The following is a 26728-nucleotide window of genomic DNA, read 5'->3' on the forward strand; positions in this document are numbered from 1 at the left end:
CCAGGAGAAGAGTCATGAGCATGAATAAAGAAACAGATTACGGCACCCCGGCCAGTTCCTCCGCCAATCAGGTGACATTGGAAATCGACGGTCGCACCGTCACCGTCTCCGAAGGGACGTCGGTAATGCGCGCGGCAACCGAAGCCGGCGTCAGCATTCCCAAATTATGCGCGACAGACAGCCTGGAACCGTTCGGCTCGTGCCGAATGTGTCTGGTGCAAATCGAAGGCGCGCGCGGTTATCCGGCTTCCTGCACCACGCCGGTGGCCGAGGGCATGAAGGTCTGCACGCAGAACGATAAATTAGCCGATATTCGTCGCGGTGTCGCCGAACTGTATATTTCCGACCACCCGCTGGATTGTTTAACGTGTTCCGCCAACGGCAATTGCGAACTGCAGGACACCGTCGGTCAGGTCGGCCTGCGCGAGGTGCGTTATGGCTATGAAGGTGAAAATCATCTGTCGGCGGCCAAGGACACCAGCAACCCTTATTTCAGTTTCGATCCTTCCAAGTGTATCGTTTGCTCACGCTGCGTCCGCGCCTGCGAGGAAACCCAAGGCACTTTCGCGTTGACCATCGACGGCCGCGGTTTCGAATCCAAGGTCGCCGCCGGACAAAATCAGGACTTCCTGGATTCCGAGTGTGTCTCGTGTGGGGCTTGCGTCCAAGCTTGTCCGACCGCCACGCTGATGGAAAACTCGGTGATCGACCACGGTCAACCGGATCGTAGCGTTATCACCACCTGCGCTTATTGCGGCGTCGGTTGCTCTTTCCGCGCCGAGATCAAAGGCGAAGAGGTTGTGCGCATGGTGCCGGATAAGAACGGCCAGGCCAACCATGGTCATTCTTGCGTCAAGGGCCGTTTTGCCTTCGGTTATGCGACTCACCAGGACCGCATCACGACCCCGATGATCCGCGAGAAAATTACCGATGCCTGGCAGGAAGTCAGCTGGGAGGAAGCGATTCAGTTTGCCGCCGACAAGCTGAAAGGCCTGCAAGCTAAATACGGCCGCGATTCGATCGGTGGCATCACCTCGTCGCGCTGCACCAACGAGGAAACCTACCTGGTGCAAAAACTGGTGCGCGCCGGTTTCGGCAATAACAATGTCGACACCTGCGCCCGGGTCTGTCATTCACCGACCGGCTATGGTCTGAAAAATACCTTCGGCGAGTCTTCCGGTACTCAGAATTTCGATTCGGTGCGGAAGTCCGACGTCATCATGGTGATCGGCGCCAACCCGACCGATGGCCATCCGGTATTCGGTTCGATGATGAAGCGCCGCATCCGCGAAGGCGCGAAGCTGATCGTCGTCGACCCGCGCAATATCGATCTGGTGAAGTCGCCGCATGTCAAGGCCGACTACCATCTGAAACTGCGCCCCGGCACCAATGTCGCGCTGGTCAGCGCGATGGCTCATGTGATCGTCACCGAAGGCCTGACCGACGAACGTTTTGTCGGCGAACGTTGCGATAGCGAATCTTTCGAAAAATGGAAAAACTTCATCGCCAAGGCAGAAAACTCGCCGGAAGCGATGGCCGAAGTGACCGGCGTAGCGGCTGAAACGATTCGCGCGGCGGCCCGTCTGTATGCCACCGGCGGCAACGGTGCGATTTATTACGGCTTGGGCGTGACCGAGCACAGCCAAGGCTCCACGACCGTAATCGGCATCGCCAACTTAGCGATGGCCACCGGCAATATCGGCCGCGAAGGCGTCGGCGTCAATCCGCTGCGCGGACAAAACAACGTTCAAGGCTCTTGCGACATGGGCTCGTTCCCGCATGAGTTCGTCGGTTATCGCCATGTGTCCGATACCGAAACCCGCACGTTGTTCGAAAAAGCTTGGAATGTCGAATTGCAGGCGGAGCCGGGTTTGCGTATTCCTAATATGTTTGCGGCGGCGGTGGACGGCAGCTTCAAGGGCTTGTACGTGCAAGGCGAGGATATCGCCCAATCCGATCCCGACATTCAGCATGTGCACCATGCCTTGCGGGAAATGGAATGCATCATCGTCCAGGATCTGTTTCTGAACGAAACGGCTCAGTTCGCCCATGTCTTCCTGCCAGGCTCGTCCTTCCTGGAGAAAAACGGTACGTTCACCAATGCCGAACGTCGTATCTCGCCGGTACGGAAAGTCATGACACCGTTGGGCGGCAAGGAAGATTGGCAGGTCACGCAAGACCTGGCCAATGCCCTCGGCTTCCCGATGAATTACACTCATCCATCGGAAATCATGGATGAAATCGCCCAGTTGACGCCACAATTCGCCGGCGTCAGTTACGAAAAAATCGAGCGCATGGGCAGCATTCAATGGCCGTGCAACGACGAATCTCCAGAGGGCACGCCGACCATGCATGCCGATGAATTCGTGCGCGGCAAAGGTCGCTTCATGCTGACCCAATATATTCCAACCGATGAACGCAGCAGTCGCAAGTTCCCACTGTTGCTGACTACCGGACGGATATTGTCGCAGTACAATGTCGGCGCGCAAACACGCCGTACCGACAATGTGGTTTGGCACCAGGAGGATCGCCTGGAAATCCATCCTCATGACGCCGAACAATTGGGTATCGCCGACGGCGACTGGGTGGGCGTCAAGAGCCGCTCCGGGGAAACGGTGTTGCGGGCCTTGATCACCGATCGGGTGCAACCGGGCGTCGTCTATACGACCTTCCATTTCCCGCATTCGGGCGCCAACGTCATTACCACCGACAATTCCGACTGGGCGACCAACTGCCCGGAATACAAGGTGACCGCGGTGCATGTGGCCAAGGTCAGTCATCCATCGGAATGGCAGGAGCAATACCGTAGTTTCAGCGAGGAGCAGCAAGCCTTGTTGGATAACCGTATTGCCACTCACGAACACGAGTAAAATCGGGCGACACGATGGACAACATCGCAGCCGAGTTAGGTTGGTCCAGTTACAGCCAAGGAATGGTCGACAGTTGGCATGGTTCCAACCATGCCCGCAAGGAAGATTATGTCGCCGAGGAAGTGCCGATCGTGCTGGTCTACAACAACCAGCCGCATGTCGTGATGCTGACGACGCCGCTGGATCTGGAGGATTTCGCCCTCGGTTTTAGTTTGACCGAGGGGATTATCCGCCATCGTTCCGAATTGCACTCGGTTCGGGTCGTGCAACGAGCCAAAGGTATCGAAGTCAGAATGCGGATACCGGAGCAACGATTCAGTTGCATCCTCGACAAAGGCCGTAACATGACCGGTCGGACCGGTTGCGGCTTGTGCGGCGCGACTACGCTGGAACAAGCCATCAGGCAACCGCCTCCAGTTGGCCGCGGTCCCGTGGTGGACGCTGAACAAATGATGTCCGCGCTGGGCGCAATGCGGGATAAGCAGTCTCTGAACCAGCTCACCGGTTCGGTTCATGCGACGGCCTGGCTGGCGCTGGACCAGGGCATCACGATGATTCGCGAGGATATCGGCCGCCATAATGCCTTGGATAAGCTGATCGGCGCATTGACCAAAAGCGAAGCCGATTTCGATCGCGGTTGCCTGCTGATCACCAGTCGCGCCAGTTATGAGATGGTGCAAAAGGCTGCCAGCGTCGGCATTACCGTGATGGCGGCGATTTCGGCGCCGACCGCGCTGGCGATTAAATTGGCGAGGGAATGCGGCTTAACTCTAGTCGGTTATGCCCGTAACGATAACCATGTTATCTACACCCATCCGCATCGTATTCAACATTATCAGACTATCGCTTCATAAAAACTCTATGGACAAACTAAACCTGGTCAAAATGGCCAACAATATCGGTGCTTATTTTCAATCGGAACCAGACAGAGAAGTAGCCATAACCGGCATCGAGCAACATATCAGAAAATTCTGGGAACCGCGCATGAGAACCCAGATTATCGACTATCTGAAAGAGGACGGTTCCGAATTGATGGATATTGTCGCCGAAGCGGTGCGTAATTTATCGGTACAAAAATAGCTTTTAACGTTGAGCGGCGGCGTTTGTGTCTATTCGCGCCGTCAATGTTCAAGAATTCGAAGGATGCATTGAGCAACGTCACACTTACCGTATGGCGGCAAAATTGAAATCCTTCGCCGCTAGACCGGCTGCTTCCGTTCCCTGATTAGCGGCGGATCAACAACGGCATCGCGCTGTTCGCTAATATGATGACTGCCATGAATCCGTTGGAACATAGACATCGTAATGCTCACCCCGATGACGACGGCCTATTCACCGGGCCAAGCCTACTACGTTTGCAGGCGGCCGTCGACGAGCTTTGCTGGCTGTTCAATCGCGGTTACGCCAGGCATTCGGCGATTAAGTTGGTCGGCGATCATCATCAACTGGTAAAACGTCAACGCCTGGCCATCGGCAGAGCCGCTTGTTCCGATGACAGCAAAAATGCCAGACTCGCCAAGTGCGTCGAGCTGAACGACATCAAAGGCCAGCCGCTGCTGATCGATGGCTTCAATCTGATCATCACGTTGGAAGCGGCCATCGCCGGCGCCGTGTTGCTGCGTTGTCGCGACCACTGCATCCGCGACCTGGCCAGCGTACACGGCACCTACCATCAGGTCGGGGAAACCGAAACTGCGATAACGCTGATCGGCCGAACGCTGGCCGAATTCCAACCGCGCAGCGTCCATTGGTTGTTTGACAAGCCGATCTCGAACAGCGGTAGATTGGCGAATTTGGTTCGCCGCGTCGGCGAAAAAAATGACTGGAATTGGCAGGCGGAATTGCTCGTCAATCCGGACCGGGCGCTTGCGGCCAGCGCCAAGGTCGCCGTCACCTCCGATTCGGCGATACTCGATGCCGTCGATCATTGGCTGAACCTGTCCGCTTATCTGCTGGAACGGCATTTTCAACATGCATGGCTTATCGACTTGTCTTGACAGTAGGCGGCTCGTCCGGAGGTTATTACCATGCTCTGCCTGCTGATCATGCTGATTAACGGCTGCGCCCAGCAAAAGCCGCTGAATGCCCGCTATCCGCTATGGGGCCGCCCAATCAATCTGCCCGCGACCGACGGCCAAACCCGGCATTTGCAAATATTGGAGCCTAAGGACAGCGAGGCCTGCATCCTGATCGTGCACGGCATGAACGAATACATCGGACGTTACGGCGAAATCGCCGCTTATTTCGCCGACCGTTATACCGTCGCCGGCCTGGACCTGAGCGCGCACGGCCTCAGCAATCCCGTCATTGCCCGCGCCGATGAAAACATCAAGGCCGGCAATGGCAAGCAGGATATCAGCGAGGCGTTTCTGGAACAGTCCCGCATCCGCGATCTGCAGCCGATGCGGCAAGACTTTGAACGAGCCCTGAGCTATCTGCAGCATCATTGTCACCGACGATCAGCCGATCAAGCGATGCCGGTTTTCATCCTGTCGCACAGCCTGGGCTCACTGGTCGCCGCCTCCTGGCTGTTGCAAACCGAGGACAGCGAACTGAAACACAGCATCGCCGGCATGATCTTCAGCGGCCCGGCCTTCTCGGTCACCGAGGTTCCCGGCTGGCGCGGTTGGCTGCAGACCCCGTTGGTTCGTTTCACCTACCATACGCACGAACACTTCCTCAATCCGCACGATGAAGCCTTGCCGTTACTGTTGTTCAACCAGTTGTTGGCCCTCGTCACGGTGCCGATCCAGGACGGCCTGATCGAGTTGCTGTCATTGCCGGGCATGAGGCAACTGTTTTCACCGTCTACTCCAGACTGGGTCGTCGATTACCTGAGCGACTGGGAAGCGGAGCGCCGCCGTCATAACGCCGACCCCTTCATCATCCGCCGTTCCGTATTACGCTATGTGCTGGCGGTGGAAAAGGAAGTGATTCGATTCAGGCGGCGGATGGCGGAATTCAACACGCCCTATCTGCTCATATATTCCGAGCATGACCCGATCACCCCGGCCTGGGGCAATGAAGATTTCGTCGCTGCCAGCCGACAAAATCATCGCGATAATGACGTGATGATGCTGGCCGGCGCCCATCATCATGAACAGCTGTTTTCGGAACCGGCCTTACGCCGACAGGTGCTGGAAAAAATAGCTTCCTGGTTACTGCTGAGAACGGCCGAACATTGATGTCGGCCTGTAGGCTAACTCCGCTTTATTGAAATGACTCCGACGCTTGCTTGTACGATATAGAATACTGTACACTTTTCAAAATACAAGCAACTGTTTCCGTGTCATGACTCAAAAATCCCCTTCCCAACGCGGCGGCGCACGACCGGGCGCGGGCCGCAAAAAAGGCTCCTCGGCCTATGGCGAAAGCACCCGGGCGATACGCATCCCGGAGAGCATGATTCCGAAGGTGAAAACCCTGCTAGCGAGGCGCAAACAACATTTAGGCCAACTCAATGCGGCGACCTCATTACCGGCGGAGCCACTCAGCAGTGTCAGCATTCCGTTGTTTACCGGCAAGGTCGCAGCCGGTTTTCCGTCCCCGGCCGACGATTATGTCGAAAAAACCTTGGACTTGAATGAGCTGCTGATCCAAAAACCGGCCGCAACCTTTTTCGTTCGCGCCGAGGGGGAGTCGATGCTGGGCGCCGGCATACACCCGAATGATATTCTGGTCGTCGATCGCTCCATCGAACCGGCGGTCGGCAAGATCGTTATCTGTGCCTTGAATGGCGAGTTGACGGTCAAACGCCTAAAGAGCCTGGGCCGCAACATGGTGTTGGCCGCAGAGAATCCGGATTATGCCGATATCGTCGTCGATGAAGAGGTCGATTTGGTAGTCTGGGGCGTCGTGACCAATGTGATTCACAAGCTCTGATGACGCCGCCGATCCGCCTCGCCCTGGTTGACTGCAATAACTTCTATGTCAGTTGCGAACGGCTGTTCCGTCCCGACCTGAGGGACAAGCCGGTCGCCGTGCTCAGCAATAACGACGGCTGCATCGTGGCTCGCAGCCAAGAAGTCAAGGCGCTGGGCATCAAGATGGGGGCGCCCGTTCATCAGGTGCGGCCATTGATCAGGCGGCACCGCATCGAGCTGTTTTCGTCCAATTACGCGTTGTATGCCGATCTTTCGAACAGGGTCATGCAATGCCTGGAGTCGTTCACGCCGCGGATTGAAGTCTATTCCATCGACGAGTCTTTTCTTGACCTGAGCGGCATCGGGGATCGCGACATAGAGGCCTACGGACGAGGGATCAAGCAAACGGTTTACCGGGTCACCGGCATCCCGGTTTGTGTCGGTATAGGTCCGACCAAGACGCTGGCCAAGCTGGCCAACTATGCGGCCAAGAAATGGCGCAAAACCGGCGGCGCGCTCGATTTATCCTGTCCCGTCAGGCGCGAGAAACTGATGCGCCTAGTGCCGGTCAACGAAGTGTGGGGCATCGGGCCCAGCACGGCGCAACGGCTACGGCAAATGGGCATCGAATCGGTATATGACTTGGCGCAGCAGCCTGTCGAAAGCCTGCACGGTCAGTTTAACATCGTGCTGGCGAGAACGGTGATGGAACTGAATGGCCAGGCCTGTTTGACGCTGGATGAAATCGCGCCGGACAAACAGCAAATCGTTTGTTCACGCAGCTTTAAACGCCGGCTGACGGACTATCACGAGCTGGCCGAGGCGCTGAGTCATTTTTGCAGCCGAGCCGCGGAAAAGTTGCGCCGGCAAGGCTCGGTCGCCGGCTCCATCACCGTCTTCCTCCGCACCAACCCGTTCAACCCCGAAGAACCGCAATATCAGCGCTCACTCTATGCGATGCTGGGGCAGAGCACCCAGGATACGCGCAAGATTATCGAGACGGCCAAACGTCTGTTGAAAGAAGGTTACAGGCCCGGCTACCGTTATCAAAAATGCGGGGTGCAGCTGGGCCACATCAAAGCGGAGACGCCCCTTCGGCAGCTGGATTTGTTTGCAATGAGCGACCCGGAGCAAGATGAATACGGCAAAAGCCGCATGTTAATGGCGGCGATGGACCAGATCAACAAGCGTTTTCACCAGGGCATTGCCGTCAGCACGGCCGGCCTCGATCAGCACTGGCAAACTCGGGTCGAACGACGCTCCTGCCGTTATACGACAAACTGGGACGAGCTGGCCGTGGCGCAATGCCGATGACGGCATGCGAGCTATCCGGTAAAAAGCAGAGCAAGGTTTCAGGTTATCGACCTATAATGACGTATGGCAAAATATTCCGTCGCCTTATTCATCTTTCGCCGAGATTTGCGTCTTGTCGACAATAGCGCCCTCAATCAGGCCTTGAAGCAGGCGCGCATCGTGATTCCTTGTTTTATTTTCGATCCGGCGCAAATCGAAAGTCATCCCTACCAAAGCGCTCCCGGCCTGCAATTCATGTTGCAGAGTCTTGAAGACCTGCAGCGTCAATTCGCTCACATCGGCGCCCGGTTAAATCTATGTTACGGTTCGCCCGAAAAGGTCATCGGTCAGCTGTGCGCGTTGGAAAAGCTGGAAGCGGTATTCGTCAATCGCGATTACACGCCTTTCAGCATCGACCGGGACAAGCGTATGCAGCAGCGCTGCCGCGAATTGAACGTCGACTTTCATAGCTTCAACGACGCCTTGCTGACCGAACCGGAACAAATCGGCAAGTCCGGCGGCGGTCCCTATCAGGTTTTCACGCCGTTTTACAATACGGCGCGGCACGCCCCGGTTCCGCTCCCGCAAGCGCTGACCGCGACAAATTTCCATCCCGGCCTCGGCGAGGCCCGGCAATATGATCCCAAGCCGTTGCGGGACCGGCGCTTAAACGCCGCGATCCAGCCGGGCGGACGCGATGCCGCCTTGAATATCCTCGATCGGCTGGCGCGTTTTAGCGACTACCCGCAACAACGGGATATTCCCGCGTTGGCCGGGACCAGCCGTCTCTCCGCTCATTTAAAATTCGGCGACTGTTCGGTGCGGGAAGTTTTGCACGCCGTGCAAACGCAGCTGGGTCCCGAACATGCCCTGATCAGGCAATTGTATTGGCGCGACTTTTTTACCCATATCGGCTTCCATTTTCCGCGGGTATTCGGCCATGCCTTCCGGCAAAAATACGACGCCATCGTCTGGCCCAATAAACACGAAGACTTCCAGGCCTGGTGCGAAGGGCGCACGGGTTTCCCGATCGTCGACGCCGGCATGCGCGAATTGAAGCAGACCGGCTATATGCACAACAGGGTAAGGATGATCACTGCCTCCTTTTTGGTCAAGGATTTACATATCGATTGGCGTTGGGGGGAGCGCCACTTCGCCCGGCATCTGGTCGATTACGACCCTTGCGTCAACAACGGCAATTGGCAATGGGCCGCCTCTACCGGCTGCGATGCGCAACCTTATTTCAGGATCTTCAACCCCTGGCGGCAGCAACAGAAATTCGATCCGCAATGTCGGTATATCTACCGTTGGCTGCCGGAACTGGAAAAAATCCCGGTCGAAATCATCCAGCGCTGGGACAAAAAACACGGCGATGGCGCTTATCCGAAACCTATCATCGACCATAAAATCGCAAGCGCCTACAGCAAGGAATTGTTTAAAAACTGCTGAGATTTTGCTTTTATCGTTTCGGTTGATACATTCATTAACTGAAGCATCCCTGTTTTCAGGAAGCGCTCAAAAAAATTGTAGGGTGCGTTGAACAACGTGTAGCGTACCGGGATACGAATAATCTAACGTCAGCGCATCATTTTTCCTTAGCATCATATGGCAGGGCATGCCGGCTTCTAGGGATATTTTTTAAAAGATCTGATTATGAAAATGAAACCGCTATTATTGATTCTGCTGTTGGCCTTGACCGGCTGCACAGGCATCCCCGAAGGCATCGAGCCGGTAAAGCAATTTGACGTGCAACGCTATCTAGGCAAATGGTACGAAATCGCCCGCCTGGACCATCGTTTCGAACGGGGACTGACCGCAATCACCGCCGAATACAGCCTGCGGGAAGACGGCGGCATCAGGGTCGTCAACAGCGGTTATAACGTCGATGACGGTCAGCTCGAACAAGCCGAAGGTCGGGCCTATTTCATCGGCGCAAACGACGTCGGCAGCCTGAAGGTCTCTTTTTTCGGTCCGTTTTACGGCGGCTATCATATTATCGAGCTGGACAAAGAGGCGTATCGATATGCGATGATCACCGGTCCCGATCGCGATTATCTGTGGATACTCGCCCGCACACCGGATCTTGCCCCGGCCGTACTGAATGATCTAATCGCCCGCGCCAAAACGCTGGGATTCGCGGTCGATCAACTGATCTTTACCGAACACGATCAATCCCGAACTCCTTGAGCCGGCATGAAAATCCATCAATTGTACCGACGCCAGGCGCTGAATCTATCGCGCCAGGAAGCCTGGGATTTTTTCACCTCCCCGCACCATCTGAATACCATCACCCCCGATTTTTTTACCATCACGCCAACTTCGGCGGTGCCCGAATGCATCTACGGTGGGTTGATGATCAGCTATAAGATGAAAGCGGTCTTCGGCATGCCGATGGCCTGGCTATCGGAAATCAGCCATTGCGAGACGCCCCATTATTTTGTCTATCAACAACGCATAGGGCCTTTCCGCTTCTGGAGCCACGAAGTCCGTTTAACGGAACAAGATCAAGGCATTATAGTGGAGGACATCGTCTTTTATGCGATGCCGCTGGGACTCATCGGTGATTTCTTCCATAAGTTGCTGATTGCCGACAAATTGAACAAGATCTTTGCAACCCGGCACGATTACTTGGCCAATCGCTGGGGCTAAGTTGATCTACAGATGTATTGATGTCAATTGAAATATTGTCAATGAACTAAAAAGATCAATCGAGTTTTTAATGCTCTATTAATATTGCTATTGTGCACTATTCAGAGAACGAACGCTAAACGCATCATTTTCGCTCAAAAATCCCCCGATGGTTGAGTCTACATCCTCAGATACCGAGGATACGGTCAAAAGGACTTGCCAAACAAACCCGCTTGGAGTAGCGTTGATCAATGGATAGGTTCTAAAGTGGCGTTGAAATCCCAATTTATCGCAAGATAATTTCACTTCTTCAGATAATCCAAGCCAAAAAGGATCGTATCTAAAAAGGGGGAAGAGATGAGTAAAGATTATTTTTTCAGCGAAGATAATCAACAGACCGGCCCGTTGGACCTGGAAGCGATCAAAAAGAAGATCACGGAAGGCGTGATCACTTCTCAGACGCTCGTGTGGTGCGAAGGCATGGATAATTGGAAGCCTGCTGATCAAATCCAGGAATTATCGTCATTCTTTAAGAGCCGCGTCCAGCCCCCTCCCTTACCCCGAAATCAGGCGACGCCCCCACCGTTGCCCGACGCCGATGTCCCCGCAGGCTTGAGCTCTTTTGAAGAAAAAGCCTATCGTTTTGCGAAAGCGATGTACCCTCCTTGGAAAGGAAAACAGTTTCCGATCGGAGCCTATGTACGGAAAAACCCGAAGAACGCTGTTTATGTTGTGGCGGGGACGTTCGCCGCCATGATCGCTGTCCTAATCATGTTCGTTTATTCTTTATCTGCCGACAAGGAGCAAGGCCAGCCGCAGTACGCCCAGGGCCAACAGGAAATGCCGATGGGCCAAACGCCTCCTCCGGGCTGGCAGGCACAACACCGCGCCATAATGGATGCGCAACGGGAAATCGGACAGATGAGTCACGACGCGTACATTTACAAGCGTGACCGGGAGGATAAAATGGATGACTTTCGCCGGAAGATGGAGACAAACGACGAATAATCCAAGGGCGCTCTATGCTTACGCTAAGCTTCTTTTTTCTTATTGCGCATCCGGGTAAGATCGCTTTCTTTACTGAACTTTTGCGCCTCCAATGCGCCGCCGTAAATTTTTCGGGATGAAAAGTCCTGACACAGGGGGCGTGGCTAACCGTTCACAGCCCTAACCAGACAATGCCGGCAAGCGGTAAGAGCAGAGGGAGACTTCAATTGATTTGCCCGCCATGCTTTGTTTTGCATACAGATGTTTCGTAACAAGTCATAGCCACTGATTGCCTCCGGCTTTAAAGTAAAGTCGGTCGGAGCGGGCACAATAGACCAGATATCTCAGAGAATTGGCGTCAAACTGCCGACACTGTAGTCGGTAGTAAGTCGCCTAAACGCTTTCGGCACCAATCTACAGGAGGTATTGCGATGTTACGCTGGGCATTTATTTTCCTCATTGCCGCCATCTTCGGTTTTGGCGATGTCGCCGCAGTCGCCACCGAGGCGGCGCGCATTTTGTTCTTTGTGTTTCTGGCGCTGTTCATCATGACGCCGGTTTTCGTTCGCCGTCACCCGTCTCTGGAGCAAACACTATGGATATTTGGGAATTTCTGACGTTATTAGTTGTTGCCGGCATCTGCGGCGGATTGGGACAAGCCATTGCTGGTTACTCACGCGTCGGTTGTCTTGGTTCTATCGTACTGGGGTTCATTGGCGCACTTTTGGGCGCGTGGCTTGCACGAGCGATGGAATTGCCTGAGCTTTTTGTTATTCGCATCGGTGATGAGGCCGCCTTTCCGATAATATGGTCAATTATCGGGGCGGCTCTTTTTGTGGCTTTATTGGGACTTTTGAGTCGCAGGAACTCAGCATAGTTTGGGGATCAGTCCGAGATATGAAAACAGAGGTGACGCATGAAAAAGAGTACCGAAGTTTGCAGTCATTTTTTAGTCCACCTGGCGAACGGCTTGCAGCGCTATCCGAAGACGCTGATCCTGTTGACCTGTCTGCTCTGTGGCTGGAGCCTGTTTTATGCGGCCGGGCATCTCGGCATCGATACAGACACGACCAAAATATTGTCCGAAAAACTGTCTTTTCAGCAGGATCGAAAACGCTTCATTGAAGCCTTTCCTCAGGAAGATCAGGCCATATTGGTCGTTGTCGAGACCAATATGCCGGAACAAACCACGAAGGCGCTGGATTACCTCGGAACGCAATTCAGGAAGGAAAAAAAGCAAATAGAATCGGTCTATATTCCCGGAGCAGGCGATTTTTTTGACCGGCACGGGTTGCTTTATCTCGATCTTGACGAGCTCGATGAACTGGCATCCAAATTGGACGAAGCCCAACCGTTTATCGGATCGCTGGCCGACGACAACAGCCTGAACGGGTTGTTGTCCATTATCGGACAGGCTATTTCCCAGGAAATTGTTGAACTACCGGCCGACCTGAACCCTTTGTTGAATAAAATACGGAGAGCGGTCAACGCCGCGGGGGAAGCTAAAACCTATCGGCTGTCCTGGCAGCAAGAGATGCTGGGAGAAGACCGGGATTTGCTGAGAACCCAACGCTTTATCCTGCTCAAGCCTAAACTGGACTTCAATGAATTGGTGCCTGCCGAAAAGTCGCTGGCGGCCGTGCGCGTTATCGTGGATGAAGCGAAAACCGTTTTTCCCGACGTGAGTATGCATTTGACCGGTGAAGTCGTGCTGGAACATGATGAATTGATCAGCGTGACCCGCAGCGCCGAAATAGCCTTAATATTTTCCGTCACTCTGGTCTTTATGGTTTTATATATAGGGCTTCGGTCTATTAGGATGGTGCTGGTCACGCTGACCGTCCTGCTGATGGGATTGCTGTTGACTTCAGGCTTCGCTGCGCTCGCCATCGGGCATCTCAATATCATTTCCATTGCATTTGCAGTTTTGTATATCGGCATCGGTGTCGATTACACGATTCAGCTCTGTCTGCGCTATCGGGAATTGCGGCAAAACGAATTGCCACGGTCGCAGGCGCTGAGAGACGCCGTTCGCAAGGTGGGGCCCTCCATCACCCTGTGCGCGCTGACGACTTCAGCGGCTTTTTTTTCATTCATTCCGACAGCCTACAAGGGCGTTTCGGAACTGGGCATCATCTCCGGCGTGGGCATATTCATCTCCCTCCTGATTACGCTGACGGTGCTGCCGGCACTGCTGAAGCTGTTCAGGGTGGATACTTCTTCAGCTATCACCGTGGCATCCGAAGGAATGTTCCCGGATTGGGTTTACCGGTTCCCAATGCGGCACGCAAGCGTTGTCCGGTGGACGTCGGCGGCACTGGTTCTTGCCGGTCTGGGGCTGTTGACGCAGACCCGGTTCGATTTCAATCCGCTCAATTTGCGCGATCCCGACAGCGAGTCCGTCGCCACATTCAGGGAATTGCTGAAAACCAAGGACACCTCGCCGATGACGTTAACCGCGCTGGCCAAGAACAAAGACGAAGCGCTTGATAAAGCCCGAAAATTGAAACGTCTGGAAGTGGTCGAAAATGCGATTACCATTTTCGATTATATTCCCGAGAAACAAAAGGCCAAGCTGGCCATCATCGAGGATTTGTCTTTGGTGTTGGGGCTTCATTTGACGACCTTTCCTCCCATGCATCATGATACCGTCGAGAACAACATGGAGGTGTTGGATGAGTTTAAACAGGACATCGACGAGCATTTGGAAGACCAACCGGACAGTGAATTGTCGGGCGCCTTGCATTTACTGCGCGAAGACTTGGATCAATTCATCGCCAAGCTGCAATCCGAATCCGAGCAGGCCAAAAAGGCCATGCTGGATAAGCTGCAATTCAGCCTGCTGGACACACTGCCGGCTACCATGAACCTGTTGCTAAAAGGATTGACTGCCGGCCCGGTTACGATCGACACATTGCCGGAGGATCTGAGCGAACGCTGGCTCAATAAAGACGGCATTTATCGCATCATGATATCGCCTAGTCGCGATCTCAACGAAGCGAAAAATCTGAGGGAATTCGTTACCGAAGTCAGGAAGGTGGCGCCCCACGCCACCGATTTACCGGTCATTTATCTGGAGTCCGGCAATGCGGTCGTAGGAGCCTTTCAACAAGCATTGGTCAGCGCGTTGGCGGCCATCATACTGGTTTTGCTGATCATCCAACGCAGCTTCAAGGATGCGCTGCTGATCCTCCTGCCGTTGATGATGACCGCTATTCTGACCGGGGCGTCGACGGTCGTGATGAACAATCCTTTCAATTTCGCCAATATCATCATCATCCCGTTGCTTTTCGGCCTGGGCGTCGATGGCGGCATCTATATCATGTACCGATTGAGAAATCCGGAACGGGAGCAGAGCGTGTTGCGAACCAGCACGGCGAGAGCCGTATTCTTCAGCCTGTTGACGACGCTCTGCAGTCTGGTCAGCATGGCATTCACGCCACATCCGGGCTTGGCGAGCATGGGTCAATTGCTGGCTATCGGCTTGATCCTGACGATTGTTTGCACGCTAATCGTATTGCCTGCATTTGCCTATAAGGCGGAAAGATGAATTCTGTTCTCTACTCTACCCCCTTCGTTCCTTTGAGTAAAAAAGGTCTCAGAAAATATACAATTAAAGACAAAAACGCCGAGTCGGGCATGTGTTTCAAGGTCGATTTAAGGCCATCTTGGTTGAAAAAGATTCATATTTATTGGAGTTAGCGCGTTATATTGTTTTGAATCCTGTTCGTGCGCAAATGGTCAGAAATGCGAAGCAGTGGCCTTGGAGCAGTTATCGAGCAACGGCGGGTTATGCAGATAAGCCTCCTTGTCTAACCACCGACTGGATACTTGCTGAATTTTCGGAGAGTAAAAAACAAGCCCAGCGACGTTACTGTGATTTTGTTGATGCCGGTAAAAGACAACCGTCCCCTTGGCAACAGTTAAAAAACCAGATTTATTTGGGGAATGATGATTTTATTAATGCTGTGCAGGGTAAATGAACAATCGCTAAAAGATATTCCCAAAAAACAAAAACGGGCTCCTATAAAATCATTGACATATTATTCTGAGCATTATGATAGTCGTCAGGAAGGCATGGCTCGTGCTTATTTAAGTGGCCACTATGCGCTCGTCGAAATCGGTCATCATTTTGGCGTGAGTTATGCCACTGTCAGTAGGGCAGTAAAGGCTGTAGAGCAAAACAAATGTAAAATGTAAGGCCCCCCTCTTTTGCCCCCTCTTTTTCCGCCGTTGCTTTTCTTGATCGTTTCAGTTTTATCCGTTGTTGTTTGACAGCTCGTCATGCAAGCCGCGATTCAGTGCTTCCAGTAGTTCCAAGTTTTCTTCAAATTGTCCCGGTGTGTTCATCATGTCTTCAACCAGCCGATAAATGCGTTGTTGTCCGGTTTCATGCTGCAAAATATCTAAGAGCAATTGCCTATTTACCGGGGAAAGCATTTTAGCCATTTCCCGCCCCAACATTCTGGCTCCGGCGACATTATAATCGGTGTCGTCATCCATTAGGTCATCGTGTTGTTGCCAAAATAAGCCGTCATTCCCGGCATCCACATAGTTGCGTAAGATGAAGGCAATATCCAAGGCGTCTTTTTTTCGTTTCTGATGATCACGCTCATTCCAGGCTATGATTTTCAATATCATCAGGCCGACTGGTGTCACGACATGCACATCTAATGGTGGATTGTCGCTGAGTCTAACCCCTTGCGTGTTGTCGTAGGCTTCCTGAAAACCTTTTACGGTCATTTCGATATCGAAATCCGGCGGCCAACTGATATTGCCGTCGCTTGCAATATCGCCGAACGGAACGATATCCACCGGGATCTCATTTCGATAAGCTAACCGTTGAGCTTGCTTGGTTTGGGTAAATTGGCCGGTTTCGATCAACTGTCTCTTTAACAGCTCAAAGTCTTGCCAGCTTGCAACCTCTATTGCTAAATCGATGTCTCTGGTCGCTCGGGGCGCTTTGATGCCGTAAACATGTTCAAAAATAATGTCTCTTGCGGTCGCGCCAATGATAAAAAACGGCAGGTTATTTTGTTCAGCTATGTCGGTGATCAGCGCGTAAATTGAAACTATTGCTTCGCTAATCTTCCCGGAAATGTTCTGCAAGTTCTCGCTCATAAATGATTTGTGCCGTTTCCATGTTTCTCGGGTCCCCAGTCGCCATCAGGTCCGCGTAGGCAAGTATCGGATTGACGATATCCGTTCGATCGGATTCATGTTCGACATCCCAAAATGCCTTGAGGATTTCGATATCGCCGTTCGGGTCTTTTCGTAACTTGTTTATAGCTCTCAGTTTGCTTATCCGCTTTTCATCCACATAGACCGTTACGGTTTGCGGTTTTAAATAATGCGTGAGCCTGTCTGCGGCTACTTCGCCGCCCCAGTAGGCGTGTAGATTATGCAGATCGGCTTTTCGCCACCAGTCCGGATCAGGCGCACGGTATCTGCCGGTTTCAAGCTTAGGCCTGAGTTGTTCCGGGTAAGCTACCTGCCAGCGTTCCAATAGCTTTTTTCGGTTTTTCAAGCGCCGCCCGCGATCACCCATATCGATAATATGGCCCATTCCCGTTAAGTCCTTGAACACAATTCCTACGGCTCCAAGTGAAACTTGCGCAGTTTGCGCAATGTCACGATAGGGCGCATTGACTAAATCCGGATGACACAGAAAAGCAAAAACGACTTTCAAACCGGTTGCCCTGAAGGCACGGTTCAATTTTGGAGTAGTCGCTTGCTCTTCGGCTGGCTTATTGCCTTTGATATAGATATAAACTGGCAGGGCGTTTATATAAGCATTACCGGCGGTATCAAGAAACCAAATATCCATCGCCTTGAGTCGTTCCGCCATGATCGGGTTGATATATTCGGCGATGAGTATTCCTTGCTCCTCTGCATGGTAAAATTGATTGCGTATATTCGCCAAGATTGGAATAGTGACTCTTTTTTTGAACTGGATAGCTAAAGGTATTTTTTTGACACCGGTATGCAAAATACCTGTTGCATCCATGTCCTTGTCTTCATGGAAATAGTGATCGATCTCAATCGTAAAACCAGTATGCTCCCTGAAATTTTCTACAGCCTTGTCTATTTGCCCCGTATCTTTAGTTTTCACTCTAGTTATCTCTTGGCGCTTTAACTTTGTTCATTATTTTAGCGTGTTCATTAAAAATGTACATATGTAAGAAATGAACGCGCGCAATAAAACGCATCTTCCATAAATTTGGCAATCATTAGCGGCAGGAATTACGCACGGTTATGGCTCTAGAAAGAAAAGCTCAACCAAAAGTTATATATCAATAAATGATAGCATCAGAGGCTCTGACGATTTTTGAATTAACAAGGTGTGGTGTGGGGAAGAGCAGCACTATATGCTATTGATGTGTGATAAAAAATGGAGCCAATGGCGGGAGTCGAACCCGCGACCTACTGGTTACGAATTCTACGTCCCTGTGTTTTACCGAGTCCTACTAATTTCTACGCTGTCTCGAATCCCTTGATTTACATGGCCTTGACTGTATTATCTAGTCATACGGTCACCGACCGACTTTGACACAGTCTGCCTACTATATGCCTACTAATTTTTTAGTAGGCGTGAATCAAGAGGATAAAGAGCATGGCATCAAAAATTAAGCTGACAAAATCAGCCGTCGATAAACTACCGCTGCCTGAATCCGGTCAGGTCATCTATTGGGACACAGATTTGTCGGGTTTCGGTCTGCGCGTTGGCAAACAGTCGAAGGCGTTTATCTGTGAGCGCCGTATCGACGGAAAAACCGTTAGGACAACATTAGGCAAGCATCCGGCTTTAACGGCTCCTGTAGCGCGAAAAATGGCTCAGGAGACGCTTGGCGATATGACTAGAGGTATTAACCCCACTGCTGAGAAACAGGAACGCAAAGCAAAAGCCGTGACACTGGAACAGGTGTTTGATGAGTTTATGGCCGGACGATCTTTAAAACCGAGAACAGTCTACGATTACAAGCGCGCGATGGAGGTGGCTTACGGTGACTGGTATCGAAAGAGCATTGTGGACATCAGTAAAGATATGGTCGAGCGCCGACATAAAAAGATCGGTGAAGAACGCGGCCATGCATACGCCAATCTATCCGCTCGCGTGTTACGCTCTGTATTGAACTTCGCTTCCGCCAAATATGAAGACTCTAAAGGCAATTCGATACTCCCAGAAAACCCAGTATCTCGACTTTCCAAAACAAAACAATGGTATCGAGTGGACCGCCGGACAGGTCACCTTAAAGCGCATGAGTTAAAAGCGTGGTTCGATGCGGTGCTGGCAATAGACAATCCCGTAATTCGTGATTACATGCAATTTGTTTTGTTGACAGGGTGTCGGCGTCAAGAGGCCGCGCGGTTAAGGTGGGACGATGTTTCTTTTGAGGACCGTAGTTTCTTTATTCGTGACCCGAAGAATAAAAACCCTATTGTGCTGCCGCTGAGTGATTACCTGGCTGATTTACTGAAAGGCCGCAAGGTTGGTAATGATAGCCCTTTCGTGTTTCCTGCTGATTCGGCAAGCGGTCATTTAGCAGAACCTAAGAAGCGGGTTATTGCTGTGGGCGAGTCTATTGGTAATCACTTCACCTTACACGATCTACGCCGAACGTTTATCACTATCGCCGAAAGTTTGGATATTAGCCACTATACGCTAAAGGCATTGGTTAATCATAAAATGGATAGCAGCGATATTACCAGCAGCTATTTACAATTGAATACCGAACGTTTACGCGAGCCTATGCAGAGAATCACCGACTTTGTTTTGAGATCTGCTGAGATTCGACAATCCGCTGAGGTTGTGGAGCTGGATCGGGTCAGGGTGGCAAAATAATTTTTTTTCATCAAATAAGCCGCGCGTGACTATATTGGGATGTAAGGCTGGAGCGTAGTGCATCAGCCTCCTTAATATTGATATGAGGATTGGTTTAATGAGTGATGTTTTGCTCTGCACGAAAGAAGTTTCTAAACGATATGGTTTTACTATGGCATGGCTGGAGCAACAGCGTTGGCGAGGAACTGGGCCGAAGTATATTAAAATCGGGCGGATGGTGAAATACCGTGTCGCTGACATTGAAGAGTATTTGAAAAGCTGTGAGGTGAAGCCGTGTGCCTAACTGTATGAGCGGTGACGGGCAAAACCGGCTGAGGTGATAAAAAGAAAAGGAAAGTTTTTTTCCTGTCTTTTTTGCTTATCTGGTGACACTATTGCCGCTCAATTAATTAAAACGCAAGTGGTTCTATGACGAATAATGTTACTAACAGTGATATCGGAACGCGATTAAAAACCAGGCGAAAAAAGTTAGGTATGAGTCAGCAGGAGTTAGCCGATAGATCTGGCGTAGGCCGGTCGACTATTGCAAAAATAGAGAAGGGACCGACCACTCAACCAACCGAAACTTATCTGAAGTTACTTGCAAAAGCGCTGGACGTATCTCCGGCATGGTTGCAATATGGAGTAGAGTTTGATGATGAAGTTTATGAAGCTGCGATAATCTTACAAGAGCTTCCAGAGGAAAAAAGAAAGGCAGTTATCAACATGATCAAAGTCATTTCACAGTCTTAATCACTCCTTCATTCGTAAACATCTCCTCCAAGAGTGGTCGGTCCCTTCTCTATTAAAGCATTTCTACTATAGCTGAATCAGGATTGCTTCTATAGCTGAATCAGGATTGCTTCGTCTGATGCGCCCACCTGATGCATGATGAAGCTGCCGTGTTGTGGGTGATTGCCGGTAAAGATTGTTTGATTGCCGGCGTGGTGGGTTTGCAGGTCTGTCGCTTCGTCGTGAATCGTTGCTAGTTGGTTGAGGGTGATTTCTTGGAACTTCATTGTTATTTTTCCTTGTTGGATTTGAAGAGCCGGTGATTGTATCTGAGAATATTAGGCAATGCTAATAACTAAGCCGTGACTTATTGTGTTGATCAAGCGTAATGCGCGCAATGAGCCGGTAATTTGCTTTGCTTTTTTAGCTGTCTGAATCGAGCGTGGTATTCTTTAGCAAGCCGCGTCATCGGGGCGCTAGATGCGGTCACATTCTTCAAGCTGTAGCCCAGCATATTGCGCCGGTATTCTTTGAGGTTGTAATCTGCCCAGTTCAATGTTGCGTATAGGTTGCCATAGGCGTTGATAGTTTCGTTCCGGCTGTTTAAGCCCCATTCAAGAAAACTTCTTTTCTCGCCTGTCGTCATTTTGCGGTTTACCTTTGCAAGCGCCTTTCTTATAAGTGATTGCTCAGGCTCAGCAATAAGCATTGCGCCTTGTAGGTGAAGTTTGCCGCGTCCGGCTGTCTCAATGACGAAATAATATTCTACCGGCCTGTTAAGACCTTTTAGAGCTTCTGTTATGTGGTCACGCAGAAAGTCAGCCAGCTTTTTTGTTTTCTGCCGGTAGAAGGCCCCCACAAGCTCATTTGAGGCATTAAATGTAAAAGGGGTGAGCTTCAGGCCGCCGCCTCTTTTTTCTGCGTTTTCCAACGCCAGTTGATAGAAAAATACTTTGTTGCATTCATCCAAATATTGCCATTTTTGAACCATCGGAATGCGTGATGTTATGTGTCTTATATTTATACATACTGGTTTGCCTTTCTTTTTGGCTTTTTCCAATTTGACTACAGCCTGCATGGCCTCTAGTGTGCGCCTGTTTTTGAGCTTGGTTTTTCTCGATGGTTTTCGGCGGGAATCTTCACATTTTTGTATTTCGCGTTTTCGGCGTAGAAAGGCCGCACGCCTTTCAAGAAATAAAGTTTGGTCGTATTTCAGTGGTGTATAATATGTCATGTAATATATTTTCTTAAGGCCTCCGGCGTTGCAGCGCATTGGGGGCTTTTTTGTTTGTGTTACCGGTTGCCGGATTTTCGCCTCACATCACCCAGATTTTCAAAATCACAGTAGGCGATGAATAGGTCCCCTCAGCATAAAGTCGTTTTTTTCTAAGACATTGGTTTTTATCACGCCGTCGGCATGGTCACGTCATCGACTCCGGCAATACAATGTAAACATCGGCCAAACAAGCCGCCGCAAGTATCAACTCAGCCATCGTCAACTCTCCTCTACGATCTCGATCTCTTCCGGCGCTGGCAGATCATAAACTGAATCGCTTTGTTGCTCCTTGCGCATTTCTTCGATCTCTGCCGCCGTCAGTTCGGATACGATCAGCTCCGGCAACTCGCTGGGTTCCGGCTCCAGTTCATCAACTCGTAAAGCCTTGCGTGCTGCCTCTTGTGTTAGCCGCAGAGACGTTGACAGAGCCGCGACACCGCGCGTTTTGTAGTGCGGTGGTAGGTTCTTATCGTTTAGCATCTCTTCAAGCAATATGGCGCTTGCCGTGCGTAGCTGCCGGACGTGTGCAAGGTCATCGACGATGGAGGCGGCAATCTGGGCTTTTAGGCTGTCGATGAATCCGGCATCGGATAGTAATTGCTGACGCGCCAATTCGACCGATTCATCGGTCAGAGAGCCCTTGCTGACGCCGTGCCTTTTGAAGTGGCGCGCCAGTGTCGCAATGCTGATGCCGGTCTTGTCTGCGATGCTGGCTAACGAATAGCCAGCGTCACGCAAGTGGATTGCCTCTTTAATCTCGGGTGTTGTTTTCGGCTTTCCCGGCATATCACGCCGCCTCTAGTAGCAACTTCGGTGCGTAATGCAAAATGAACCACTTTTTTAGTTCCGATCTGAAGAAGCAAGGGCGGTTTCCGATGCGGATATGTTCAATTTTGCCATACGTCACGCGATTGCCGCGTGGGTAGCCTTTCTTGACGGCATCCGGCGATATTGGATTTCTCAGGTTCTCAGTGATGATTGAATAAAAATCAGGGTGCTTGTCGTCAAGCCCTTCAATGATTAGCAGTTCATCGTATAGCCTGTGCAGGTAGACTGATGCTTCGAATTTGTTAAGGTAGATTGTTCTCATTGGTTGCCCTCCATTTCTTCGTGAATCCTGATTTTTGCCCGCGTCATTGCATCGCCATAATCGATTGATGACGCCTCTTGCCATTCCGCGCTATTCATCATTTCCGATAACTCAGGATTATGGGCCTCATCAACACGGGCCTCTAAAAACTGCCGAATGGCTAAAGCCAGCCAGCGCGACGAACCCGCGACCGCGTCAACTAAATCAGGATGCGAACAAAGTCCTATTTCATACTGGCGTAATGCATGTAAATAGATCGACGGCAGATACAGGCCAACGGGTGACACGCCGACCTTTTCCATTTCCTCCTTGATGATCTCTTGTTTGGCCTTAGTGGCTTTCATTTTTGCTCGATAACGCCGCATTCTTTCGGTGGCGGTCATTGATTCGCCCTTAATTGGCTTTGGTCCCGGTTTTTTCTTCATTTTTTATAACCATTTGAATTAAAAAGAATATTGTATTATTAATTCGTATACGTTACAAGATGTAAGTTGTTGATTGTTTAATTAATCATCTAACGGCTGGACGATAGGCATAAAAAAACCGGCACAGTGGCCGGTTTGGTGGTGAGGCAGCGTGTATCAGTCAGATAGAAGCCTATAGGCGGTTGCTTTGCTGATCTGATACTCTGACATGAGGTCTTTTATTTTTGTGCCGCTGGCGCGCTTCTCCTTCAGTTCTGTGATCTGCGTCGGCGTCAGCTTAGATTTTGCGCCGAACTTAACGCCATTCTCTTTGGCTTTGGCTATGCCATCGGTTTGTCGCTCTTTGCGGAGAGCTGTCTCAAACTCAGCAATGGACGCAAGCATGTTGAATAAGAGTTTGCCGGTCGGTGTCGAGGTATCGATGTTTTGATCGAGGACGACGAGCTCGATGCCACGTGTTTGCAAATCGTCGGCTATTTGGGTGAGGTGCAGTGTTGAACGCGCCAGTCGGTCAAGCTTTGTGACTACAAGCTGATCACCTTTTCTGAGATGTCTTAAACAGGCTTTTAGTTGAGGTCTGTTGTCGGTGGTTCCTGTGTGCTTCTCTTGGAATATCTCGCTGTCGCCGTCGCCGCAATACTTTGTTAATTTCTTCAGTTGAGCGTCCAGCGATTGACCGGTTGATGAAACTCTCGCGTAACCTATTTTAGCCATGATCGTATCCTCTTAATTATGTCTCATAAACTCTTAGAGTTTGTTGGAATTAATTATGAGACATAGAATAAGACGCGTCAAGACCGCATTCTACCGTTTAGCAAAAAAGGTCTTGCAATGTATACTTTAAAAGACAAATAATCGCCTTTTGGATTTACGCCTATATATTTTTCAATTATCATACTTCAGCATTTCAATATGGATGCCTTATGAATTTACCCGCATCCACTTGATAGATCCTCTTTTATTCATCCGTTTTTTCATCCTGTTTCCGCTATTTCAATGAGGGATAAGGAGAAAAAGATAGACGTCTTATCGCCTACAATGGAGTAAAAATAGCTTTGGATAGAGCATGATAGAAGAATTGACTACGGTAGAGGAAAGTAAAATATTCATTGGATATCATGGGACAAGCGAAGAATGTGCCGACAAAATCCTAGATACAAATTTTAAACCAAGCGAAAATCCTGATGATTGGCTTGGATATGGTATATACTTCTTTGTAGATGGGATCTCTGATCCTATAAATAATGCTAAGGAATGGGCTACAAATCAAGCATGGAACGGTAGGAGCAATCCTCCTTTGTATCCCCGATATACTGTTCTATCAGCTGAAGTTCATGGTAAGAATGTTCTAGATACAAATAAACAAGAAGATCTTAAAGCTTTTAATCAGGTAAGAGACAAATTACTGGAAATACACGATAAACACTGGAAAAGAAACCGTAAGCTTGAAGAAGATAATCGGATTCTTTGGAACATGGTTGCTGACTTTATGAAACTAGAGATTATTATTCATAATCTTTACATAAAAACAAAACGACAAAGACAATATAGAATCAAATCTAATGTTCCGAATGTAACGGTAATGTGCGTGAAAAATTCTGCAAATATATGCACTAACACAATGAAAAAAGCAAAGGAAGGAAAGGTGAAATTATGAACATTCAAGAATTGGCAAAACAAGCCCTTGAGCGTATTAATTCAATGTCTGCAGAAGAACTTGGAGAGAAATTTGTAGAACATGGCTATGGATATGTTCCTGTTCAATTGGAGTCCCCTTACCATGTAACTTATTCTAATAAGCAAATCGTTGTTGTTCGCTCTGTAGATATGAAACATTACCCGATTTCAGAAGTCAAAGTCGCAAATCAACCTACGTTTTTTACTTTGGAAAATCACAACATTGATCTTGCAGCATAAAAAATGCAGATATCCCTACGCGAAACAAAGGTAGAGAAGTTAGAATTTTATAGAATTGAAGAGCTACCCAAAGAGGACTCTATCGAGTTAGGTTACTCTAGTGGCTTTAGCAATGATCATGGAACTTCCTTTATAATAAGCTTCAATCTATCTCTAAAATCCAAAGAAGGCTTCAACTTGTCTATCGAATATATTGCTTTTTTTGAAACTGATGAAGAGCTTACTGAAGAATTTAAGAATTCTCACTTTACAAAAGAAAACGCTCCAGCAATAGCCTATCCTTTTTTACGTAGTTTTATTAGCACACTGACCGTAAATTCTGGCTATGGTGCTGTTCTTTTGCCGACAATTAACTTTCATGCAATGGCAAACCAGGAATAAGTTATACATACATTACTGATCCACCATCTAGTCATTAGCTAACAATTCCTTTTCGCCACATGTGCGGCATTAATTGCATCAAAAAGTAATAAATTTTGAAGTATTGACTAAAAATATCGATCACAAAAAAATGCCTACTATATGCCTATTAATTTTATATTAGTCTTTCAATAAAAAGAAAATAGGCGCTCAATCCATTGAAATTAATGGAGCCAATGGCGGGAGTCGAACCCGCGACCTACTGATTACGAATCAGTTGCTCTACCGACTGAGCTACATCGGCTTATTTGTTGTAGATCGCTTTCGGGTCTTTCAGTACCGGCTCGACCGGTTGCCATTGCCCATCTACCAGACTGCGGTAGAAGCAGCTTTCTCGACCGGTATGACAGGCGATGCCGCCCTCTTGTTCAATTTTCAGTAAGATGACGTCTTCGTCGCAGTCCAATTGGATATCCAGCACCTTCTGCCGGTGGCCGGATTCCTCGCCTTTGCGCCATAACTTTTGCCGCGAACGGGACCAGTACACGGCGTAGCCTTCCTCGGCGGTCAATTGCAGGGACTCCCGGTTCATCCAGGCGAACATCATCACCCTGCCGCTGTCGGCTTGTTGTGCGATGACCGGCACCAGCCCGTCATCGGTCCAGCGGATTTCGTCCAGCCAGGCGTCGCTCATAACCTCACCTCGATACCTCTAGCCTGCATGTGCTGCTTGGCCTGTTCGATGCTGTATTCGGCGAAGTGGAAGATGCTGGCGGCCAGCACCGCATCGGCTTTGCCTTCGATGATGCCGTCGGCCAGGTGATCGAGGTTGCCGACGCCGCCGGAGGCGATTACCGGCACCGATACCGCCTCGCTGATCGCGCGGGTCAGGGCCAGGTCGAAACCTTCGCGGGTGCCGTCGCGGTCCATGCTGGTCAGCAGGATTTCGCCGGCGCCGTAATCGGTCATTTTTTTCGCCCACTCGACCGCATCGATGCCGGTCGGCTTGCGGCCGCCGTGGGTGAAGATTTCCCAGCGGTTCGGTTCGCCTTCGGCGCTGACTTTTTTGGCGTCGATCGCGACGACGATGCATTGCGAGCCGAATCTTTGCGCCGCTTCCCTGACGAATTCCGGATTGCGCACCGCGGCGCTGTTGATGCCGACCTTGTCGGCGCCGGCATTGAGCATCCGGCGTATATCGTCCAGCGTCCTGATGCCGCCCCCGACGGTCAGTGGGATGAAGACTTCGCTGGCGACCTGTTCGACCACGTGGGCGATGGTGTCGCGGTCGTCATGGGTCGCGGTGATATCGAGAAAGGTGATTTCGTCGGCGCCTTCCCGGTCATAGCGTCTGGCGACTTCGACCGGATCGCCGGCGTCGCGGATGTCGACGAATTGGACGCCTTTGACGACGCGGCCGTTATCGACATCGAGACAAGGGATAATACGTTTAGCTAAGCTCATG

Annotated in this window: 32 protein-coding genes and 1 tRNA gene; 22 read left to right on the forward strand and 11 right to left on the reverse strand. The window is 50.6% G+C overall.

Going from position 1 to position 26728, the window contains the following annotated elements; translation table 11 throughout:
* Positions 1 to 14: 14 nt before the first annotated feature.
* From fdhF to Q9L42_RS04595, 16 genes are all read left to right on the forward strand, one after another.
* Positions 15 to 2870 (forward strand): formate dehydrogenase subunit alpha, encoded by a 2856-nt coding sequence (fdhF, locus tag Q9L42_RS04520; protein WP_305909618.1) that lies wholly within the window; start codon positions 15 to 17, stop codon positions 2868 to 2870.
* Between the two features lie 14 nt (positions 2871 to 2884).
* Positions 2885 to 3724 (forward strand): formate dehydrogenase accessory sulfurtransferase FdhD, encoded by an 840-nt coding sequence (fdhD, locus tag Q9L42_RS04525; RefSeq protein ID WP_305909617.1) that lies wholly within the window; start codon positions 2885 to 2887, stop codon positions 3722 to 3724.
* A 7-nt stretch (positions 3725 to 3731) separates the two neighbouring features.
* A complete protein-coding gene (locus Q9L42_RS04530; protein WP_305909616.1) occupies positions 3732 to 3950 on the forward strand; it encodes a formate dehydrogenase subunit delta in 219 nt (72 codons plus the stop codon).
* A gap of 197 nt (positions 3951 to 4147) precedes the next feature.
* Positions 4148 to 4867, forward strand: a complete 720-nt coding sequence (locus Q9L42_RS04535) for a DUF434 domain-containing protein (RefSeq protein WP_349432071.1) — start codon at positions 4148 to 4150, stop codon at positions 4865 to 4867.
* A gap of 30 nt (positions 4868 to 4897) precedes the next feature.
* A complete protein-coding gene (locus tag Q9L42_RS04540; RefSeq protein ID WP_305909614.1) occupies positions 4898 to 6055 on the forward strand; it encodes an alpha/beta fold hydrolase in 1158 nt (385 codons plus the stop codon).
* A gap of 106 nt (positions 6056 to 6161) precedes the next feature.
* Positions 6162 to 6752 (forward strand): LexA family protein, encoded by a 591-nt coding sequence (locus tag Q9L42_RS21435; RefSeq protein ID WP_432648878.1) that lies wholly within the window; start codon positions 6162 to 6164, stop codon positions 6750 to 6752.
* On the forward strand, positions 6752 to 8047 hold the full coding sequence (locus tag Q9L42_RS04550) for a Y-family DNA polymerase (protein ID WP_305909613.1): 1296 nt from the start codon (positions 6752 to 6754) through the stop codon (positions 8045 to 8047). Before Q9L42_RS21435 ends, Q9L42_RS04550 begins: the two co-directional genes overlap by 1 nt.
* Positions 8048 to 8110: 63 nt before the next feature.
* Positions 8111 to 9475: a cryptochrome/photolyase family protein gene (locus Q9L42_RS04555; RefSeq protein WP_349432074.1), complete on the forward strand. Its 1365-nt coding sequence runs from the start codon at positions 8111 to 8113 to the stop codon at positions 9473 to 9475.
* A gap of 204 nt (positions 9476 to 9679) precedes the next feature.
* Complete coding sequence (locus Q9L42_RS04560) at positions 9680 to 10213, forward strand: lipocalin family protein (protein ID WP_305909612.1); 534 nt, start codon at positions 9680 to 9682, stop codon at positions 10211 to 10213.
* A gap of 6 nt (positions 10214 to 10219) precedes the next feature.
* The gene (locus Q9L42_RS04565; RefSeq protein WP_305909611.1) at positions 10220 to 10675 is read left to right on the forward strand and encodes an SRPBCC family protein; all 456 of its coding nucleotides are present in this window, start codon (positions 10220 to 10222) and stop codon (positions 10673 to 10675) included.
* Between the two features lie 336 nt (positions 10676 to 11011).
* A complete protein-coding gene (locus Q9L42_RS04570) occupies positions 11012 to 11662 on the forward strand; it encodes a DUF4339 domain-containing protein (RefSeq protein WP_305909610.1) in 651 nt (216 codons plus the stop codon).
* A 410-nt stretch (positions 11663 to 12072) separates the two neighbouring features.
* On the forward strand, positions 12073 to 12258 hold the full coding sequence (locus Q9L42_RS04575) for a DUF1328 domain-containing protein (RefSeq protein ID WP_305909609.1): 186 nt from the start codon (positions 12073 to 12075) through the stop codon (positions 12256 to 12258).
* Entirely contained in the window at positions 12237 to 12518 is a 282-nt protein-coding gene (locus tag Q9L42_RS04580) for a GlsB/YeaQ/YmgE family stress response membrane protein (RefSeq protein WP_305909608.1), read from the forward strand. The genes Q9L42_RS04575 and Q9L42_RS04580 overlap by 22 nt, the downstream gene beginning before the upstream one ends.
* A gap of 39 nt (positions 12519 to 12557) precedes the next feature.
* Complete coding sequence (locus tag Q9L42_RS04585) at positions 12558 to 15191, forward strand: MMPL family transporter (protein WP_349432077.1); 2634 nt, start codon at positions 12558 to 12560, stop codon at positions 15189 to 15191.
* Between the two features lie 118 nt (positions 15192 to 15309).
* Entirely contained in the window at positions 15310 to 15624 is a 315-nt protein-coding gene (locus Q9L42_RS04590; protein WP_305909605.1) for a hypothetical protein, read from the forward strand.
* Positions 15590 to 15841 (forward strand): hypothetical protein, encoded by a 252-nt coding sequence (locus Q9L42_RS04595; RefSeq protein WP_305909604.1) that lies wholly within the window; start codon positions 15590 to 15592, stop codon positions 15839 to 15841. Before Q9L42_RS04590 ends, Q9L42_RS04595 begins: the two co-directional genes overlap by 35 nt.
* Before the next feature lie 57 nt (positions 15842 to 15898).
* Here Q9L42_RS04595 and Q9L42_RS04600 read toward each other — a convergent pair whose 3' ends face one another.
* Complete coding sequence (locus Q9L42_RS04600) at positions 15899 to 16762, reverse strand: nucleotidyl transferase AbiEii/AbiGii toxin family protein (protein ID WP_349432080.1); 864 nt, start codon at positions 16760 to 16762, stop codon at positions 15899 to 15901.
* A complete protein-coding gene (locus Q9L42_RS04605) occupies positions 16725 to 17753 on the reverse strand; it encodes a type IV toxin-antitoxin system AbiEi family antitoxin (RefSeq protein WP_349432082.1) in 1029 nt (342 codons plus the stop codon). Before Q9L42_RS04605 ends, Q9L42_RS04600 begins: the two co-directional genes overlap by 38 nt.
* A gap of 501 nt (positions 17754 to 18254) precedes the next feature.
* Between Q9L42_RS04605 and Q9L42_RS04610 the strand changes: the two genes are divergently transcribed.
* From Q9L42_RS04610 to Q9L42_RS04620, 3 genes are all read left to right on the forward strand, one after another.
* Positions 18255 to 19484 carry an integrase family protein gene (locus tag Q9L42_RS04610; protein WP_305909599.1) on the forward strand — a complete coding sequence of 410 codons (1230 nt, stop codon included), beginning with the start codon at positions 18255 to 18257 and terminating at the stop codon, positions 19482 to 19484.
* A 97-nt stretch (positions 19485 to 19581) separates the two neighbouring features.
* Complete coding sequence (locus tag Q9L42_RS04615) at positions 19582 to 19767, forward strand: helix-turn-helix transcriptional regulator (RefSeq protein ID WP_305909598.1); 186 nt, start codon at positions 19582 to 19584, stop codon at positions 19765 to 19767.
* Positions 19768 to 19892: 125 nt separating this feature from the next.
* The gene (locus Q9L42_RS04620) at positions 19893 to 20216 is read left to right on the forward strand and encodes a helix-turn-helix domain-containing protein (protein ID WP_305909597.1); all 324 of its coding nucleotides are present in this window, start codon (positions 19893 to 19895) and stop codon (positions 20214 to 20216) included.
* A gap of 89 nt (positions 20217 to 20305) precedes the next feature.
* Here the strand turns inward: Q9L42_RS04620 and Q9L42_RS04625 are convergent, their stop codons facing one another.
* The 6 genes from Q9L42_RS04625 to Q9L42_RS04650 form a co-directional block, all read right to left on the reverse strand.
* Complete coding sequence (locus tag Q9L42_RS04625; protein ID WP_305909596.1) at positions 20306 to 20482, reverse strand: hypothetical protein; 177 nt, start codon at positions 20480 to 20482, stop codon at positions 20306 to 20308.
* A 92-nt stretch (positions 20483 to 20574) separates the two neighbouring features.
* Complete coding sequence (locus Q9L42_RS04630) at positions 20575 to 21429, reverse strand: hypothetical protein (protein ID WP_349432085.1); 855 nt, start codon at positions 21427 to 21429, stop codon at positions 20575 to 20577.
* 261 nt (positions 21430 to 21690) lie between these two features.
* The gene (locus tag Q9L42_RS04635; protein ID WP_305909594.1) at positions 21691 to 22209 is read right to left on the reverse strand and encodes a hypothetical protein; all 519 of its coding nucleotides are present in this window, start codon (positions 22207 to 22209) and stop codon (positions 21691 to 21693) included.
* 49 nt (positions 22210 to 22258) lie between these two features.
* The gene (locus tag Q9L42_RS04640) at positions 22259 to 22561 is read right to left on the reverse strand and encodes a hypothetical protein (RefSeq protein ID WP_305909593.1); all 303 of its coding nucleotides are present in this window, start codon (positions 22559 to 22561) and stop codon (positions 22259 to 22261) included.
* On the reverse strand, positions 22558 to 22986 hold the full coding sequence (locus Q9L42_RS04645; RefSeq protein ID WP_305909592.1) for a hypothetical protein: 429 nt from the start codon (positions 22984 to 22986) through the stop codon (positions 22558 to 22560). The genes Q9L42_RS04640 and Q9L42_RS04645 overlap by 4 nt, the downstream gene beginning before the upstream one ends.
* Before the next feature lie 156 nt (positions 22987 to 23142).
* Positions 23143 to 23700: a recombinase family protein gene (locus tag Q9L42_RS04650; RefSeq protein WP_305909591.1), complete on the reverse strand. Its 558-nt coding sequence runs from the start codon at positions 23698 to 23700 to the stop codon at positions 23143 to 23145.
* 352 nt (positions 23701 to 24052) lie between these two features.
* Between Q9L42_RS04650 and Q9L42_RS04655 the strand changes: the two genes are divergently transcribed.
* From Q9L42_RS04655 to Q9L42_RS04665, 3 genes are read left to right on the forward strand one after another with little or no spacing between them, the layout of a single operon-like run.
* Complete coding sequence (locus tag Q9L42_RS04655; RefSeq protein ID WP_305909590.1) at positions 24053 to 24643, forward strand: hypothetical protein; 591 nt, start codon at positions 24053 to 24055, stop codon at positions 24641 to 24643.
* Positions 24640 to 24903, forward strand: a complete 264-nt coding sequence (locus Q9L42_RS04660; protein ID WP_305909589.1) for a hypothetical protein — start codon at positions 24640 to 24642, stop codon at positions 24901 to 24903. The genes Q9L42_RS04655 and Q9L42_RS04660 overlap by 4 nt, the downstream gene beginning before the upstream one ends.
* Before the next feature lie 3 nt (positions 24904 to 24906).
* A complete protein-coding gene (locus tag Q9L42_RS04665; RefSeq protein WP_349432088.1) occupies positions 24907 to 25284 on the forward strand; it encodes a protein-export chaperone SecB in 378 nt (125 codons plus the stop codon).
* A gap of 207 nt (positions 25285 to 25491) precedes the next feature.
* Here Q9L42_RS04665 and Q9L42_RS04670 read toward each other — a convergent pair.
* From Q9L42_RS04670 to hisF, 3 genes are all read right to left on the reverse strand, one after another.
* Positions 25492 to 25567 (reverse strand) — tRNA-Thr (locus Q9L42_RS04670).
* A complete protein-coding gene (gene hisI, locus Q9L42_RS04675) occupies positions 25568 to 25957 on the reverse strand; it encodes a phosphoribosyl-AMP cyclohydrolase (RefSeq protein ID WP_305909588.1) in 390 nt (129 codons plus the stop codon).
* Positions 25954 to 26727: an imidazole glycerol phosphate synthase subunit HisF gene (gene hisF, locus Q9L42_RS04680; RefSeq protein WP_349432091.1), complete on the reverse strand. Its 774-nt coding sequence runs from the start codon at positions 26725 to 26727 to the stop codon at positions 25954 to 25956. The genes hisI and hisF overlap by 4 nt, the downstream gene beginning before the upstream one ends.
* Between the last annotated feature and the right edge of the window lies 1 nt (position 26728).

Source organism: Methylomarinum sp. Ch1-1 (genome assembly GCF_030717995.2).
In the GTDB taxonomy this organism is placed as follows: Bacteria; Pseudomonadota; Gammaproteobacteria; order Methylococcales; family Methylomonadaceae; genus Methylomarinum; species Methylomarinum roseum.

Coding starts and splice junctions, on each gene's coding strand:
- fdhF (WP_305909618.1), top strand. CDS start 15: ATGAGCATGAATAAAGAAACAGATTACGGCACCCCGGCCAGTTCCTCC.
- fdhD (WP_305909617.1), top strand. CDS start 2,885: ATGGACAACATCGCAGCCGAGTTAGGTTGGTCCAGTTACAGCCAAGGA.
- Q9L42_RS04530 (WP_305909616.1), top strand. CDS start 3,732: ATGGACAAACTAAACCTGGTCAAAATGGCCAACAATATCGGTGCTTAT.
- Q9L42_RS04535 (WP_349432071.1), top strand. CDS start 4,148: ATGAATCCGTTGGAACATAGACATCGTAATGCTCACCCCGATGACGAC.
- Q9L42_RS04540 (WP_305909614.1), top strand. CDS start 4,898: ATGCTCTGCCTGCTGATCATGCTGATTAACGGCTGCGCCCAGCAAAAG.
- Q9L42_RS21435 (WP_432648878.1), top strand. CDS start 6,162: ATGACTCAAAAATCCCCTTCCCAACGCGGCGGCGCACGACCGGGCGCG.
- Q9L42_RS04550 (WP_305909613.1), top strand. CDS start 6,752: ATGACGCCGCCGATCCGCCTCGCCCTGGTTGACTGCAATAACTTCTAT.
- Q9L42_RS04555 (WP_349432074.1), top strand. CDS start 8,111: ATGGCAAAATATTCCGTCGCCTTATTCATCTTTCGCCGAGATTTGCGT.
- Q9L42_RS04560 (WP_305909612.1), top strand. CDS start 9,680: ATGAAAATGAAACCGCTATTATTGATTCTGCTGTTGGCCTTGACCGGC.
- Q9L42_RS04565 (WP_305909611.1), top strand. CDS start 10,220: ATGAAAATCCATCAATTGTACCGACGCCAGGCGCTGAATCTATCGCGC.
- Q9L42_RS04570 (WP_305909610.1), top strand. CDS start 11,012: ATGAGTAAAGATTATTTTTTCAGCGAAGATAATCAACAGACCGGCCCG.
- Q9L42_RS04575 (WP_305909609.1), top strand. CDS start 12,073: ATGTTACGCTGGGCATTTATTTTCCTCATTGCCGCCATCTTCGGTTTT.
- Q9L42_RS04580 (WP_305909608.1), top strand. CDS start 12,237: ATGGATATTTGGGAATTTCTGACGTTATTAGTTGTTGCCGGCATCTGC.
- Q9L42_RS04585 (WP_349432077.1), top strand. CDS start 12,558: ATGAAAAAGAGTACCGAAGTTTGCAGTCATTTTTTAGTCCACCTGGCG.
- Q9L42_RS04595 (WP_305909604.1), top strand. CDS start 15,590: ATGATGATTTTATTAATGCTGTGCAGGGTAAATGAACAATCGCTAAAA.
- Q9L42_RS04600 (WP_349432080.1), bottom strand. CDS start 16,762: ATGAGCGAGAACTTGCAGAACATTTCCGGGAAGATTAGCGAAGCAATA.
- Q9L42_RS04610 (WP_305909599.1), top strand. CDS start 18,255: ATGGCATCAAAAATTAAGCTGACAAAATCAGCCGTCGATAAACTACCG.
- Q9L42_RS04615 (WP_305909598.1), top strand. CDS start 19,582: ATGAGTGATGTTTTGCTCTGCACGAAAGAAGTTTCTAAACGATATGGT.
- Q9L42_RS04620 (WP_305909597.1), top strand. CDS start 19,893: ATGACGAATAATGTTACTAACAGTGATATCGGAACGCGATTAAAAACC.
- Q9L42_RS04625 (WP_305909596.1), bottom strand. CDS start 20,482: ATGAAGTTCCAAGAAATCACCCTCAACCAACTAGCAACGATTCACGAC.
- Q9L42_RS04630 (WP_349432085.1), bottom strand. CDS start 21,429: ATGACATATTATACACCACTGAAATACGACCAAACTTTATTTCTTGAA.
- Q9L42_RS04640 (WP_305909593.1), bottom strand. CDS start 22,561: ATGAGAACAATCTACCTTAACAAATTCGAAGCATCAGTCTACCTGCAC.
- Q9L42_RS04645 (WP_305909592.1), bottom strand. CDS start 22,986: ATGAAGAAAAAACCGGGACCAAAGCCAATTAAGGGCGAATCAATGACC.
- Q9L42_RS04650 (WP_305909591.1), bottom strand. CDS start 23,700: ATGGCTAAAATAGGTTACGCGAGAGTTTCATCAACCGGTCAATCGCTG.
- Q9L42_RS04655 (WP_305909590.1), top strand. CDS start 24,053: ATGATAGAAGAATTGACTACGGTAGAGGAAAGTAAAATATTCATTGGA.
- Q9L42_RS04660 (WP_305909589.1), top strand. CDS start 24,640: ATGAACATTCAAGAATTGGCAAAACAAGCCCTTGAGCGTATTAATTCA.
- Q9L42_RS04665 (WP_349432088.1), top strand. CDS start 24,907: ATGCAGATATCCCTACGCGAAACAAAGGTAGAGAAGTTAGAATTTTAT.
- hisI (WP_305909588.1), bottom strand. CDS start 25,957: ATGAGCGACGCCTGGCTGGACGAAATCCGCTGGACCGATGACGGGCTG.
- hisF (WP_349432091.1), bottom strand. CDS start 26,727: ATGAGCTTAGCTAAACGTATTATCCCTTGTCTCGATGTCGATAACGGC.